Source organism: Celeribacter naphthalenivorans (genome assembly GCF_020524585.1).
Taxonomy (GTDB): Bacteria; Pseudomonadota; Alphaproteobacteria; order Rhodobacterales; family Rhodobacteraceae; genus Celeribacter; species Celeribacter naphthalenivorans.
In genome coordinates this window covers 236,195-250,604 of the sequence record NZ_JAIVLK010000001.1, presented here as the reverse complement: position 1 = coordinate 250,604, position 14,410 = coordinate 236,195, and the positions used below count along the sequence as shown (strand labels likewise).

Genomic DNA, 14,410 nt, shown 5'->3' with positions numbered 1-14,410 from the left:
GGATCATTATACGAGGGCACAATCGGATGTTCTTTAAGTCGAAAGCGAAACGCGGCGCGGAGCTTTACAGCATTCCCACCACCGCTCTGGAACATGTCCTCGACGACACACATGTCATCGTCTCTTGTGATCCGGATGGTGTCGTGCGCCATGTGAACGATATGTTTCTGGAGACGACCGGCTTCACACGCGAAGAGGCCGTCGGCAAGGATTACACTTTCTTCGTCCGCACCAAGGACAAGGAAGAGGCAAAAGCCCTCTGGGACCGTATTCGCGCCGGTGAAACCCAAAAAGTCATCGTGCCCCGCCTGAACAAAGCAGGCGAAGAGATCTGGTTCAGCGCCACCTATAGCGCGCATCGCGGCATGGATGGCAAGATCGACTCGATCTATGTGATCGGGCGCGAAATTTCGACGATGCACCTGAAACGGCGCGACAACCGCTCGAAAGAGGATGCCATCCGCCGTTCCATGGCCTTCATCGAGTTTGACCTGAAGGGCAATATCCTGCACGCCAACGATCTGTTTCTCCAGACGACGGGCTATACGCTCGACGAGATCAAGGGCAACCATCACCGCATGTTCATGCCCGACGGTGAATCAGACACACAGGCGTATCGCGACTTCTGGGAGCGCTTGAGCAAAGGCTCGTCTGAAAAGGGTCAAGTGAAACGCCGGGCCAAGAATGGCGACATCCTCTGGCTCGAATCCACCTATGAGACCCTGATCGACCCGGAGGGGCGGCCCTTCAAAGTGGTCAAATATGCCTTCGACATCACCCAGGCGAAAAACATGGAGGCCGACGCCTGCGGCCAGATTAGCGCCATTCAAAAGGTTCAGGCGGTCATCGAGTTCAAACCGGACGGCACGATCCTTCGGGCCAACGATAATTTCTGCAAGGCCCTAGGCTATGCGGAGGAGGAAATCGTCGGCAAGCATCACAGCATGTTCGTCGATCCGAAAGTCGTTCAAAGCCAAAGCTACACAGAGTTCTGGGCAGACCTGCGCTCCGGCAAGGCGCTCAGCGATGACTACGAACGCATCGGCAAAGGCGGCAAGCGCATCTCCATTCGCGCCAGCTACAACCCGATCAAAAACGCCGCTGGGCAGGTCGTCAAAATTGTCAAATTCGCCGTGGACACAACCGTTTACCGCGTGACGGTCGACACGTTGATGGCGGGCCTTGATCGTCTGGCCAAGGGCGATCTCTCGGTCTATCTGGACACGAACCTGGGCGAATTCGACACTCTTCGTCAGAACTTCAACCAAACCGCCTCGCAGCTGCGTGACATTGTCGGCGGTATTGCGGATGGGGCTCAAATCCTGAAATCCGAATCCGAATCCATCGGCCAGGCGACGGATGATCTGGCCCGCCGCACCGAACATCAGGCCGCCACACTGGAAGAAAGCGCGGCCGCTCTGGACGAACTTGTCGCCTCCGTGAAAGGCGTCGCCGAGACGGCGAATACGGTTCAATCGCGCTCGGGCGAGGCCCGAAACCACACGGTCCAAGCTGAAGAGGTCGTTGATCGTGCCATTTCGGCGATGGATGAGATCGAGAACTCATCTAAACAAGTGGCCTCGATCACCTCCGTCATTGACGACATTGCATTCCAGACCAACCTCTTGGCCTTGAACGCAGGGGTCGAAGCGGCGCGCGCGGGCGAAGCCGGACGCGGGTTTGCCGTTGTGGCCTCCGAAGTACGGGCGCTGGCGCAGCGCTCTTCGGAAGCGGCCCGCGAAATCGCCACTCTCATCTCCACCTCGAACCAACAGGTTTCCGGCGGCGTGGAACTGGTACGAGAAGCGGGCTTGGCGCTCTCACGCATTCGCGAGGTCGCCGAGAAAATCCATGCGGGCATCGAACATGTTGCCACCTCCACCACGGAGCAGGCGACGGGACTGGGCGAGTTGAGCACGGCCATTAACCAGCTGGATCAAACCACCCAGCAGAACGCCGCCATGTCCGAAGAAACCAATGCGGCGACGATGAGCCTGCGCAACAACATTGATACGATGGAGCGCGACCTGTCGTTCTTCTCGGTGTCGACCGCAGCCAGTACGCCACAGGGCGGCGCGGTTCCCTTCGCAAAATCGGCATAACATCGTAGCGCGACCTACAAAGAGGGGAGCGCAAAACGCTCCCCTCTTTTATAGGTTTGTAAGCCAGATCACATCTTGAAAATGCGATAGATCGCCGGGATCACCAAAACCGTCAGAGCGGTCGAAGACAGCAGCCCGAAGAACAGCGACAGGGCCAGACCCTGAAAGATCGGGTCCGCCAGGATCACCGCCGCGCCAATCATCGCCGCCACTGCGGTGAGCAAGATCGGTTTGAACCGGGTGGCCCCCGCTTCCAAAAGGATATCCGTCGTCACCTTCCCGTCCTCATCAGCGTTTCGAATGAAATCGACCAGAAGGATCGAGTTCCGCACGATGATCCCCGCCAGAGCGATGAAACCGATCATCGAGGGCGCAGAAAACGGTGCATTGAACAGCCAGTGACCAATCATGATGCCAAGAAACGTCAAAGGCACTGGCGTCAGGATCACCAGCGGCAAGCGGAAAGACCCGAACTGCGCCACCACAAGGATGTAGATCCCCAAAAGCGCCACACCAAAAGCGGCCCCCATGTCGCGGAAGGTGACCCAAGTCACCTCCCATTCCCCATCCCACAACAACACCGGTTTCAACGTATCGGTCGGTTGACCGTGCATCGAAATCTCGGGCTTCATCCCCTCGGGCCAGTCCATCTCATCAAGTTTATCGGCCACCGCGAGCATGCCATAGAGGGGCGCTTCATAGGCACCGGCAAGCTCGGCCTGTACCATCACCACGTCATAACCATTGTGCCGGAAGATCGGGAACGAGGTCTCCTCTTCGGTGATCGCAATCACATCCCCCAGTTCGACCACACCGCGCCCACCGGGCAAAGCATTGGCGGGAACCGGTGTCGAGAGCGCCGTCGCATCCAGAACGCGATCGGATTTGTCCCGCCCGATGACGATCGGGATCGGACGCCGCCCCTCGCCACGATGCGAATAGCCGACCGTGGTGTAGCTGTTGAGAAGCTGCAAGGTCTGCGCGGCATCGGCCTCCGCCACCTGATAGAAATTCAAATCCGAAGGTTTCATCTCCGCCCGGATACGCCGCGCCTGAACGCCGTAATTGTCATCGGTGTCGACGATGAAATCCACGCTTTCAAAAGCTTCGCGGACCTTGCCAGCCACGGCGCGACGAGTCGCCCCATCGGGTCCGTAAATTTCCGCCAAAAGCGTCGAGATCACCGGCGGTCCCGGCGGCGGCTCGACCACTTTCATGGCGGTGCCGGGCGGCACGGAAATGTCTTCGAGCAGCATCTCGCGCAGCTCCAGCGCGATGTCATGCGAGGTCCGGTCGCGATCCCCTTTCGGCAGAAGTTTCAACTGCACTTCGCCCATTTCCGGGTTTTCACGCAGATAGTAATGCCGCACCAGCCCGTTGAAATTGAATGCGCCCGCCGTGCCCGCATGGGTTTGGGCCGACATCACCTCCGGCAGGGTCATCGCCAGCTTTGCCGCCTCCTGCGCAACGGCATCGGTGGCCTCGACGGAGGAGCCTTCCGGCAGATCGATCATCACCGACAGCTCAGATTTATTGTCAAAGGGCAAAAGTTTGACCGTCACATGTTTGGTGTAGAGCGCCCCCAGAGAACCGAAGGACAGCACGATCACCACGATCAGGAAAAGCCACGCATGCCCTTTGCTGTGCAGGATCGGACGGGCGATGCGGGTGTAGAGCTTGCCCAGTTTGCCGCCCGGAACACCGCCTTCAGCATGATCGCCATCGTGATGCAACTCGGCGCGGCCCGCGATTTTCATCATCAGCCATGGCGTGATCATCACCGCCACGAAGAAGGAAAAGATCATCGCAGCCGAGGCATTGGCCGGGATCGGCGACATATAGGGGCCCATCATGCCGGAGACGAACAGCATCGGCAAAAGTGCGACCACCACGGTGAGCGTCGCGACGATGGTGGGGTTGCCAACCTCGGCCACAGCGGCGATGGCCGCGCCAAAGCGGTTCTGCCCCGGACGCTTCAGCCCCCAGTGCCGCGCGATGTTTTCGATCACCACGATGGCGTCATCTACGAGAATCCCGATGGAGAAAATCAGCGCAAACAAGGACACGCGGTTTAGCGTGTAGCCCATGATATAGGAGGCGAAGAGCGTCAGAAGGATTGTCACGGGGATCACGATGGCGACCACGATGGCCTCCCGCCAGCCGATGGCGATCAGCACGAGACCGACGATGGAGAGCGTCGCAAGGGCCAAGTGGAACAGAAGCTCATTGGCCTTTTCATTGGCGGTTTCGCCATAGTCGCGGGTCACCTCGACATCGACGCTGTCTGGGATGATCTCGCCCTTCATGGTCTCGACGCGGTGCAGAATCTCATCGGCCACGACCACGGCATTGGCGCCAGCCCGTTTGGCAATCGCCAAGGTCACCGCCGGGCGACGCATGATCGGGGCGTCCATGTCCATCGCGACGACCGGGCCATCTTCCCCGGCGTCCTCGCCCTGTGCCCCGGCGCGCGTCAGCGTCGCGACATAGTGCTCATCGAGATCGGAGACAAAAGCGACATCTGCCACGTCCCGCACATAGACGGTGCGCCCATCGCGGGCGGTCAGCTCGAGATTGCCGATCTCTTCGGGCGTCGTCAGCGTCTTGCCGACGATCAACCCGACCTGTTCGCCGCCATCGCGCAAAAGCCCGGCGGGGCTTGCGGAATTGGCCCCCGCCACCTTGTTCGAGAGCTGTTGCAGGGTGACGCCATAAAGCGCCAGTTTTTCCGGATCGGGGGCGACGCGGAGCGCCTCTTCGGTGGCGCCGATCACATAGGTCAGACCGACATTTTCGATCCGCGCAAGCTGAACCTCGACCTCTTTGACGACCCGCGTCAGATCGGCGGCCGTCATCGCCGCGTTGTCCTCTGACGGGCTAAAAGTCAGCGCCACGATTGCAACATCGTTGATGCCCCGGCCCACCACGAGCGGCTCATTGATCCCGACAGGAAGGCGATCGAGATTAGCCATGATCTTGTCCCGAACTCGCACGATGGCGGTCTCGGAGGGCACGCCGACGTCAAAGCGCGCGGTGACCATGATGTGGTCGTCGCGGCTATCCGAGTAGACATGTTCGACCTGATCGATGCCCTTGACGATGGTCTCCAGCGGTTCGGTGACGAGCTTGAGCCCGTCTTGCGCCTTGAGCCCCGGGGTTTCGACATGGATGTCCACGAGGGGCACGGAGATTTGCGGCTCCTCTTCGCGCGGCAGGGAGATCAGTGCGATCATGCCCACGGCCAGCGCGGCCAATAGAAAGAGCGGCGTGAGAGGAGAGAGGATGAAGCTGCGGGTCAGATGGCCGGCAATGCCTAGCGCGCCCGACGGTCCGTGTGGATTATTCATGGTCGATCACCACCGCATCGCCCTCGGACAGGCCGCTCAGAATTTCGACATAGGCAACACCGTCCAGCATCACCTCATTGCCCGGCACGACGACACGTTTGCTTTGATGACCTTCGATCTCGACAGAGACAAAATCGAGGCCGCCAGATTGGGTCAGCGCGGTTTGCGGCACCAAAAGCGCGTCATGGCTGCCGACCGGGAGCTGCACTTGCACACGGCGTCCGACAAAGCGGGCATCGAGGTTCTCGACCTCAACATCGGCTTCGACACGACCGCCTTGAATCAGCGGATAAATTTTCGCGAGCGTGCCGGTCTGAGCCTCGCCCGCACCCAAAATCTGAATGGTATCGCCTTCGGTCAAGCGATCCGCGTAGCGCTCAGACACGCCGAGACGTAGGAAGGTGCCCCCCGCACCGATCAGGGCCACCTGTTCGCCACTCATGATCACGGCGCCTTTCGACACCGGCACATCAAGGACCACACCGGCCTCAGGCGCCAGAACCTCGCCCTCTTCGATCTGGCGCGACACGACTTGGCGTTCGGCCTGAAGCGAGGTGATCTGGCCTTCGAGGACGGTGACATTTGTCTGCAACGCCTGCAGGCTAGAGGTCGAAATGACGCCGCGTTCCGACAGCGACTCGCCCCGGGTCAGATCGTCCTGCGCTTTCACAAGCTGGGAAGTGTAGGCGTCGAGCTGGGCGTCGATGCCGTCGATCTGGAACACAAGCTTGGTGTCTTCGATCAGCGCCACACGTTGGCCCGCCTCGACCAGATCGCCCTCGGTCACATCGAGTGTGGTGATCGTGCCACCGATCCGCGCCCTTGCGGGCACCTGATCGCGGGGCTCGACCTCGGCGTAGACCGGTTTCCATTCGGTGATCGGCTGCGGCGTGAGCGACAGGGTTTCAGAGAGGGCGGGATGTCCGACCAGCATTGATCCGGGCAGAAGCATCATCGTGAGCAAAAGGGTGCGGCGCATTTTGACCTCGATTCTGGCGTCAGGCGAGAGCCTAACATTCAATATTTTGCATATGTATGCAAATTTCATGCCATATGCAAGTCTACCCCACCTTGAACTTTCAGGAAATGTCGCCAGTTGTCGCGACGCCCCGCGGTTTTCCGTCGGGATCGCCGCTTCGCGCCTCAGGTGAGATTGTCTTGGGCAATCGAGGCGGTTTTGACCACCGCGTGGCAGGGCGCACCCACACGCAGCCCCAAGGCCGCGACCGAACGTGTCGTCACCCGCGCCAAGACCCGCCCGGCCCCGGTTTGAAGCGCCACCAAGACGGCAGAGCCTTGGGCTTCGGAAATCTCGACAATCGTGCCGCTGAGAATGTTGAGTGCGGAAAGCCCGACGGGACGGTCAGGCGACAGGATCACCTCATGCGCCGCGATGCGCAGGCGGACCGGATGCCCCGGATCGGCCATGAGACGCGGCAGGAACAGCGCCTCGCCCCCGGCATCAAGTTCGGTCAACCCATCCGCGTGATGTGCCCGCACCGTGGCCCGGATCAGCGCCCCTGCGCCGCCCGTTCCCACCGGCAAAACGGCAGGATCGCCCAGCACCGCCTCGGCGCTGCCCTGCCCGATCACGCGACCGGCCTCAAGCGCGATCACCGTGGTGGCGAGGCGGGCGACTTCTGCGGGGCTGTGGCTGACGTAGAGCACGGGGATGGCGATCTCATCGCGCAACCGTTCGAAATAGGGCAGGATTTCCGCCTTACGCGCCTCGTCCAACGCGGCCAGAGGTTCGTCGGCCAAGATCATCTCGGCCCCGGACAAAAGTGCCCGCCCGATGGCAACGCGCTGCTGTTCCCCGCCAGAGAGGCCGTCCGGGCGACGGTCCAAAAGCGCACCGATGCCCAGCATTTCGACCATTTGCGAGACTTCGCCCTGCGGCACGTCACGCTTGGAGAACCGCCGTCCGAAATCGAGGTTTTGCGCCACGGTGAGATGCGGAAACAGCCGGGCATCCTGAAAGATCATGCCGATCCGACGTTTGTGCGGCGGCAGGCAAGGCCCGGCCTCACTGTCACAAAGCACACGATCCGACAGGACGATCCGCGCATGTTCCGGTTTGAAAATCCCCGCGATGGCCCGCAGCACCGTGGATTTGCCGGAGCCGGACCGACCGAACAACACGGTGATACCGTCTGGCACATCAAACCCGAGATCGAGAGAAAAGCTTGAAAAGCGGTGTTTGAGATCGACACGCAGGGTCATGAGCGCCCTCCCTCGGACAGGCGCTTCGACACGCGACGGGCCAGAACTTCGGAGAGAATGAGCGCCGCCATGGCCAAAGCGATGGAGATCAGGACCAGCCGCAACGCCGCGCTTTCTCCGCCCGGCACCTGGAGAAAGGCGTAGATCGCGGAGGGCAAGGTGCGGGTCTGGCCCGGAATGTTGGAGACGAAAGTGATTGTGGCGCCGAATTCGCCCAGAGCCTTGGCAAAGGCCAGAACCGCGCCGGCCAGAATGCCGGGCCAGGACAACGGCAGGGTAACGCGGAAAAACACCCGCAACGGCGAGGCGCCCAAGGTGGAGGCGGCCTCTTCAAGACGGCCATCCACCGCCTCGATCGACAGGCGGATGGCGCGCACCATCAGCGGGAAGCCCATGATCGCGGCGGCCAGCGCGGCGCCGGTCCAGCGGAAAGAAAAGACGATGCCGAAATTTTCCAGAAACGCCCCGAGCGGCGCGCGGGTGCCCAAGGTCATCAAGAGCAGATAGCCGGTCACCACAGGCGGCAAAACGAGAGGCAAATGCACCAGACCGTTGAGCAGTTGCCGCCCCGGGAAATCCCAGCGCGCCAAAGCGTAAGCGATGAAGATGCCAAACGGCAGGCTCGCAAGCGCCGCCCAAAAGGCGACTTTGAGCGAGAGGGCGATGGCCTGCCATTCCTCCGGCCCCAATCCTGTGGCCTCGGCACTCAACACGGCTCACCCGCCACATGAGAACGCCATGTCGTCTCAAAGGACCCTGCACCGGCATCAGACGGCCTGAACCGCCCTGATGGTCTCGTGTCACATCGCGCTGTCATGCCTGTTTGCCCTCCCGACCGCTCACACCAAGGCTCACCTGCCTCGTCGCCCGGCCTTATATCTTCTGACGCACATGTTGTCTGTGCACATTTTGCCTGAGCAAGTCTCTTTGCAGGGTCTGACTTGTCATGGCCAGCCAAAATACACGTCATACGAGCGCTGCATTGCAGAAAACGAATCAACTTGACCCTTACGTCAATCGAACAAAAAAACCGCGCACGCCGCAGATCGCATTTACCATGTTTTGTCTTTTTCGATTTCTTTTCGCGTGCGTTTTATGCCAATTCCCCGTGAATATAGACCAAAAAAATATCGAAGTTAACAATCCCCCCCTAAAATCTCCTTGCCAGACGATAGGAAAAATTGCCCATATGGTGTAGGAATATTCAGGTGCAGCATTGAAGTTGCGGACAACTCAGAGTTGCATGGAAATTTAATTCGCATATAAATGTCGAAAGACGCGTCTCGGAGGAAATTGTGGTGTATCCATCCAAATCCGACAGAACTTTCACGACGTCTGCTCATGCGGTAGATTTGCCTCACTTCCATGTTTCTCTCTACGAGTCTTTCGGCAAACGCCTGTTCGACGTGATGTTCTTTTTGCTCGTCGCACCTGCCGTCATCCCGGTGATCCTGACCCTTGCCGTGCTGGTCAAAATGGATGGCGGGCCGGCCTTTTACGCCCAGAGGCGGATCGGGCGCGACGGGCGGATGTTTCAGTTCTACAAGCTGCGCTCGATGCGGGTGAATGCCGACCAGCTTCTGGTTCAGCTCTGTAAAGAGAACCCGGAGATCGCGAAGGAATGGAGCACCTATCAAAAGCTGCGCCACGATCCCCGGATCACCAAGATCGGGCGGTTCATTCGCAAGACCTCGCTCGATGAATTGCCTCAGGTGCTCAATGTGCTGAAAGGCGACATGAGCTTTGTCGGCCCGCGCCCCTTCATGCCGAGCCAGCAGATGCTCTATGAAAAGGCCAAAGGTCGCGCCTATTTCGAGATGCGCCCCGGCATCACCGGCATGTGGCAGGTTTCAGGACGTGGCGAGACAAGCTTTGTGGCGCGTGTGAAATTCGACAATCTCTACCACCGCAAACAGAGCTTTATGACCGATGTGAGCCTGATCCTGCGAACGGTGACGGTGGTGTTCAAAACCACCGGGCACTGAACCAATACAGAGCCAAATACCGAACACCTTTTGAGCCGCCAGCCCACTGAGCGGCTCTTTTCTTTAACGGCCCATTTCCAAAAGACAGGCGGCAGGCACGCGCCAGGCGGCAAGATCATCGCCCGCGTAAAGCCCCTCAAGCACCAGCCCTTCGACCTCTTCGGCCTCACAGGGCGGCGTCCGCCCCCCGATCACCAAGACATCGCCAGACACCGTCTCTGGCAGGGCAAAGTTTTGCGCATAATAGCTCGAAGACCGCCCGGTTTCCGGCAACGCGTAGAGCGCGACCTCACTGTCGCGACCGATGTAAAAGAGATCGGCCAGAATATCGCGATTGCCACTGACAACCGGCAGGTCTTGCTCTTGCGCCAAGGCCAGAATGCTCTCCGAGAGGGCATGACGCCCGAGATAGCGTTCAAGCAGCGGAGCCCCCGCGCCGGTTTGTGGCCAGGGCGCCAGAACAATGAGGATCGGCAGGAGGATGCAAAGCATCAGATTGACGCCCAAAGCGATCCAGCGACCGAGCCGCGGCAAGACCATGACGGCGAGGATCACCCCCGAGAAATAGGTGGCGACGGCCCAGTTGGCATAGGCTTTTTCCAAAAGCGCCTGCACGGTCACGGTCAGAAGCGCCGGAATGGAAAACAGCACGAGCGCCGTATGCGCCCCCTTTTTCGGGCGCAGATAGGCAAGGATGAGCGCGCCCATGGTCACGGGCCCGAAGACGCCGAACTGGCTGAAAAAGAACTCCGCCATCGAGCCGAAATCAAAGGCAGCACCGGTGCGGACCCAGCCCGCGTTGTCCATCGTATGCGACACGGTGGTCAGGTCATGCGACAGGTTCCACAGCACATTCGGCAGGATGGTGACGACAAATCCCGCGATCATCACCATGAGATTGCGCCACCCCGGACGCAGACCCGGCTGGGTGAGCATCACCAGCGCAGAGCCAATGAGAAAATAGATCGCAGCGTATTTCGCCATGAAAGCGAGGCCTGCGAAAATGCCGACGGCCAGCGCATCGCGCAGGTGGCGGGTCTCGATGGTGCGGAAAAAGAACAGGAGCGCGGCGGCATAAAACGGCGCCATCACCGTATCGGTCGAGATCATGACGGAGCCAAGCGCCACGAAGGGCAGGCTCAGATAGAGCGCCACGGTCCAAATCGCTGCCTCACGTCCGGAGAGCCGCGCAGCCAGAGCGCCCAGCAGATAGGCCGTGACCCCATGCAGCACGGCCCCCGGCATCCGCACCCAAAAGGCGGCATCCGAGCCCGCCAGATCGGTGACGAGACGGATCAGCCAGCCGATCAGCGGCGGCTTGGAGTAATAGCCGAAATCGAGGTTCTGGCCCCAGAACCAATATTGCACCTCATCGACAAAGAGATCGGTGCGATCAAATCCCAAGGCCAAAAGCCGCAGCGCGACGGCCACGGCAATGAAGATCAGCGCCAGAGGACGCCAGCTTTGCGGCTCAGTCCGAGACGGCATTGTTGGCGCGGCGATTTGCATAGATCAGCCAGAGATTGCGAACGTAGATCACGACGCCAAGGGCTTGGCCCAAAACGAAAACCGGGTCTTTGCGGTAGAGCGCATAGATCAAAAGCATCACCCCGCCCGCGAGCGAGAAATACCAGAATGCCACCGGCATCACCGAATTCTTGGCGCGTTCAGAGGCGATCCATTGCAACAGAAACCGCGCGGTGAACATGAGCTGCGCGGAGAGGCCAAAAAGCACCCACCACAGTTCCGCCACCGTCTCGACATGCAGGATCGTCATCAGCCATTGCATCGGTTAGCCCTCCGAGCGGGCCGAATTGGCGGGCGACGTGACTTCGGTCGGACGCGATTTCTTGCGGCGCTTCAAAAGCCAGGCCACGCCCATGAGATCGACCACGCCCACCAGACCGCGTTGCAGGTTCGAGTAATGCGACCGACCGCCACCGCGCGCGCGGTGCGAGACATCGACATGGGCGATCTCCCAGCCATCGCGGGCAAACAGCGCCGGAAGATAGCGGTGCATGTGATCGAAATAGGGCAGGTTCAGGAAATCGTCGCGGCGGAAGGCCTTGAGCCCACAGCCGGTGTCGCGCGTGCCGTCTTTGAGGATTTTCGCCCGCAGAGCATTGGCGAATTTCGAGGCGTAGCGTTTCGAGAACGTGTCCTGACGCCCAACGCGTTGACCGGCGACGAGGCCGATGTTTGCGGCATTCGGACCACTGAACGGCGCGATCATATTGGGCACTTCGGTGCCCGGGTTCTGACCATCGCCATCGAGCGTACAGCACACTGTACCACGCGCGGCGCGCACGCCGGAGTGGACGCCTGCGGATTGGCCGCCGGAACGGTCATGGCGGATCACCCGCAGATGCGGCATCACGCCCATCCGCCCCGCCAAAATATCGGCCATGCCGTCATCGGAGGCGTCGTCAATCACGATGATTTCGAAGGGGCCGATATTGGCGCAGGCTTCGGTGATCTCATCGAGCAGAGCGCCGATGTTTTCCGCCTCGTTGCGGCAGGGAATGATGATGGACGTGTCGCACATAAGCCGGTCGTACCCTTTATTTTTCGTCCCCGCGATTACCGGAGCCGCCCCTTGATGTAAAGCAAAACGCCGAGGTCTACGCGGGTTGCGGCCTGTCAGATACAAAGAGACGCCCCCGGTCCGCACACCGGGGGCGCCCACCCTTTGGCGCGTTCGGAACGAAACGGCCTCAGGATTCGCGATTGGTTTTGGGCGGTTTGACGAGGGACTCGAGCGTGTAAACGAGGATCGCCATGCCGACCGCGCCCATGACGGCCACGCCGAGGAAGACGATGAGATCCACCGCGCCGCCGATGTCAGACGGTGCAGAGTGCGTCATCGCCATGACGAACCAGACGGCCAGCACGGCGCCCACCGGCATGGAGAGCTGTGCCCAGAGGAACTTGCGCCAGCTCACCGCGCGGTCGCGGATCAGCACGAACAGATAGCCCAGCGTCACCACGGCAGCGATGATCACCATGGCCCAGAACAGCCCCCGCCCGAAAATCTCTTCGAACACGGCAATGAGGGTCGAAAAAGTCAGATCTTTCATCGTCGCTCTCCCTTAGGCCTTGCCACGCAGCATGGCGTTGTAGGTGGCTTTCAACGCCACCTCTTTCATCAGCCAGGAAATCCACAGCTCTTCGAGCGGCGGGATGATCCCCGGGAAGGACGGCACGAGGTTGTTGTTGTAATCGAACTCCACCAGCATCGCACGGCCGATCTTGGTGATCATCGGACAGGAGGTATAGCCGCCATAGGTCTCACTCGGCTCAGTGCCTGCGATGGCGGAGACGATCTGGTCCTCGACCACTGGCACCTGCCATTTGACGGAGGCTGCGGTTTTGCCCTTTGGCACACCGGCGACATCGCCCAGCGCCCAGATCTCCGGGTAGCGCAGGTGCTGCAATGTCGCCATATCGCATTCGACCCAGCCCTGATCCGTCCATTTGTCGGCCCAGGACAGGCCGGACTGGCGGATCACCTCAGGCGCGCGTTGCGGCGGGATCAGGTGGATATAGTCGTAGTCCATCTCCTCGGTGCCTTCGGCGGTGTTGAAGGTCACACGCTTCGCGCCCGCGTCGATGGATTTCACCGTGTGCTGATAGACCGGCGCGATGTCTCGGTCCAAAAACAGCATGCGGACTTTTTCCGAGACAATCGGCACCCCGAAAAGCGCACTGTCATGGGCGCCGTAGGTGATCTCTGCCTTGCCACGATTGCCCGCACGACGCAGACGGTCGTCGATCAGAAAGGTGTGTTTCAAAGGCGCGCCAGCACATTTCATCTCGGTGCCCGGACGGGTGAAGACACCATGACCGCCCTCCTCGATGAATTTCGAGGCGGCCTTCCAGGTGGCGGCGGCATATTGCGGGCCCGCATAGAGCGCGCCGATGCCGTTTTCGCCAACCATATCAAGGGATAACCCTTCGATGGCGTCATGATCGAGGATCAGGCCCGGGGCCACGACGAGGAAATCGTAAGAGAGCGTCTGGCCACCCTCGGTCGAAACGGTTTTCGCGACGGGGTCAATGGCGGCGGCTTTTTCCTGAATGAGGGTGACACCTTTCGGCAGCCAGTCGGTGGTCTCGGACACCACGTAATCGGCGGGCTTGAGACCGGCGGCGACGAGCGTCAGGCCGGGTTGATAAAGGTGCTCTTTGCGCGGATCGACCAGAGTAATCTGGGCGCCCTCAAGGCGGTCTACGAGGCGGTTGGCCAAGGCGGTGCCACCGGCGCCTGCGCCGATGATGACGATCTTGGCGTTGGTCGGCACGCTGGCGGCGCGGACCTCACCGGATGTGGCGGCCAGCGCCGTGGCCCCGGCGGCGAGCCCAAGGAAACCCCGGCGCCCGATCTGGGGGGAATTCGTGTCGTGCATGTCTCTCTCCATATTTGCGCATACCATATATCATAGCATGCATATGTATGCATGTTTTGGTGCGGAAAATTCCGCCCACGATGGCGGGCGGAGCAGTTTGGTGTAAGGCGCTCCGGGGGCGGTGGAACGACACCCCCGGAGCAGGCCACCTGAAGGGACGAAAGCGTTTATGGCAAGGTCAGGTCGAATGACCTTGCCAACGTTTAGGTCAGGCGGTGTTTCAGGACTTGTCGTCGTGCTCGTCGGCCAGACGCGCATCTTCGCGCATTTCAAGCCACATCGCGTTCAAGACCGCGAAGAGAGCAGCGAGCGGAAGGCCAAGGATCCAGGCAAAATACCACATGGTC

12 protein-coding genes are annotated in these 14,410 nt (G+C 60.4%); 2 read left to right on the top strand and 10 right to left on the bottom strand.

The genetic code is table 11. From position 1 onward, the window contains the following. The first annotated feature begins 26 nt into the window (after positions 1-26). Positions 27-2,102, top strand: a complete 2,076-nt coding sequence (locus tag LC094_RS01245) for a methyl-accepting chemotaxis protein (protein WP_226549405.1) — start codon at positions 27-29, stop codon at positions 2,100-2,102. A 68-nt stretch (positions 2,103-2,170) separates the two neighbouring features. Here the strand turns inward: LC094_RS01245 and LC094_RS01240 are convergent, their stop codons facing one another. From LC094_RS01240 to modB, 4 genes are all read right to left on the bottom strand, one after another. Continuing rightward, positions 2,171-5,449, bottom strand: a complete 3,279-nt coding sequence (locus LC094_RS01240) for an efflux RND transporter permease subunit (RefSeq protein ID WP_226549403.1) — start codon at positions 5,447-5,449, stop codon at positions 2,171-2,173. Beyond that, positions 5,442-6,428 carry an efflux RND transporter periplasmic adaptor subunit gene (locus LC094_RS01235; RefSeq protein ID WP_226549401.1) on the bottom strand — a complete coding sequence of 329 codons (987 nt, stop codon included), beginning with the start codon at positions 6,426-6,428 and terminating at the stop codon, positions 5,442-5,444. The genes LC094_RS01240 and LC094_RS01235 overlap by 8 nt, the downstream gene beginning before the upstream one ends. Before the next feature lie 164 nt (positions 6,429-6,592). After that, on the bottom strand, positions 6,593-7,672 hold the full coding sequence (gene modC / locus LC094_RS01230) for a molybdenum ABC transporter ATP-binding protein (RefSeq protein WP_226549399.1): 1,080 nt from the start codon (positions 7,670-7,672) through the stop codon (positions 6,593-6,595). Beyond that, entirely contained in the window at positions 7,669-8,382 is a 714-nt protein-coding gene (gene modB, locus LC094_RS01225) for a molybdate ABC transporter permease subunit (protein WP_226549396.1), read from the bottom strand. The genes modC and modB overlap by 4 nt, the downstream gene beginning before the upstream one ends. Before the next feature lie 642 nt (positions 8,383-9,024). On the opposite strand from modB, the gene LC094_RS01220 reads away from it, so the two are divergent. Beyond that, a complete protein-coding gene (locus LC094_RS01220; RefSeq protein WP_226549394.1) occupies positions 9,025-9,657 on the top strand; it encodes a sugar transferase in 633 nt (210 codons plus the stop codon). Positions 9,658-9,720: 63 nt separating this feature from the next. Here the strand turns inward: LC094_RS01220 and LC094_RS01215 are convergent, their stop codons facing one another. The 6 genes from LC094_RS01215 to cydX all read right to left on the bottom strand — a co-directional run bounded on the left by LC094_RS01215 (position 9,721) and on the right by cydX (position 14,406). Continuing rightward, positions 9,721-11,145: an ArnT family glycosyltransferase gene (locus LC094_RS01215; protein WP_226549392.1), complete on the bottom strand. Its 1,425-nt coding sequence runs from the start codon at positions 11,143-11,145 to the stop codon at positions 9,721-9,723. Continuing rightward, positions 11,129-11,446, bottom strand: coding sequence for a lipid-A-disaccharide synthase N-terminal domain-containing protein (locus tag LC094_RS01210; RefSeq protein ID WP_226549390.1), 318 nt, complete (start codon positions 11,444-11,446; stop codon positions 11,129-11,131). Before LC094_RS01210 ends, LC094_RS01215 begins: the two co-directional genes overlap by 17 nt. 3 nt (positions 11,447-11,449) lie before the next feature. Then, on the bottom strand, positions 11,450-12,202 hold the full coding sequence (locus LC094_RS01205) for a glycosyltransferase family 2 protein (protein ID WP_226549388.1): 753 nt from the start codon (positions 12,200-12,202) through the stop codon (positions 11,450-11,452). Between the two features lie 169 nt (positions 12,203-12,371). Continuing rightward, positions 12,372-12,734 (bottom strand): DUF5368 domain-containing protein, encoded by a 363-nt coding sequence (locus tag LC094_RS01200; protein ID WP_226549386.1) that lies wholly within the window; start codon positions 12,732-12,734, stop codon positions 12,372-12,374. 12 nt (positions 12,735-12,746) lie between these two features. Then, entirely contained in the window at positions 12,747-14,063 is a 1,317-nt protein-coding gene (locus tag LC094_RS01195) for an NAD(P)/FAD-dependent oxidoreductase (protein ID WP_226549384.1), read from the bottom strand. Positions 14,064-14,283: 220 nt separating this feature from the next. Beyond that, a complete protein-coding gene (cydX, locus tag LC094_RS01190; protein ID WP_226549382.1) occupies positions 14,284-14,406 on the bottom strand; it encodes a cytochrome bd-I oxidase subunit CydX in 123 nt (40 codons plus the stop codon). Between the last annotated feature and the right edge of the window lie 4 nt (positions 14,407-14,410).